Source organism: Mycobacterium sp. NGS18 (genome assembly GCF_059813185.1).
The window spans coordinates 1-523 of sequence record NZ_JCALEC010000039.1 but is presented as its reverse complement, the minus strand read 5'-3'; the positions used below and the strand labels follow the sequence as shown (position 1 = coordinate 523).

Here is a 523-nt window from a genome sequence, read left to right as displayed (position 1 = left end):
TGTGACCGCCTACGACTACGCCGTCGACATTTTCGGCAAGCTCCGTGCCGCCGACATCGATCCTTACCTTCCGTTCGGCAACGCCGCCAATTTCGCGGCCGGCCGGTTGTCGTATTTCCTTGGCGTGCATGGCCCGGCGATCATGGTGGACACCGCGTGTTCGTCGTCGCTGGTGACGATTCATCTGGCGTGTGCGAGTCTGCGGCGCCGCGAGTCCGATCAGGCGCTGGCTGCCGGGGTGAACCTCATGCTGACTCCGCAGAACAGTGTGGCGACGTCACGGTGGGGGATGTTGGCGCCGGACGGGCAGTGCAAGACCTTCGACGCCGGCGCCGACGGCTACGTGCGCAGTGAGGGCGCCGGGGTGGTGGTGCTCAAGCGGCTTTCGGATGCCCAGCGTGATGGTGACCGGATTCTTGCGCTGGTGCGGGGTTCGGCGGCGAATCAGGACGGGCCGTCGAGTGGTCAGACGGTGCCGTCGGGTCCGGCACAGCAGAAGGTGGTTCGCGCGGCGTTGGCCGCG

At 66.9% G+C, this 523-nt stretch carries 1 protein-coding gene; it reads left to right on the top strand.

The features are described from left to right. Positions 1-523: beta-ketoacyl [acyl carrier protein] synthase domain-containing protein (locus AC5Y31_RS21815; protein ID WP_499982984.1), on the top strand; the 523-nt coding region annotated here is incomplete at both ends.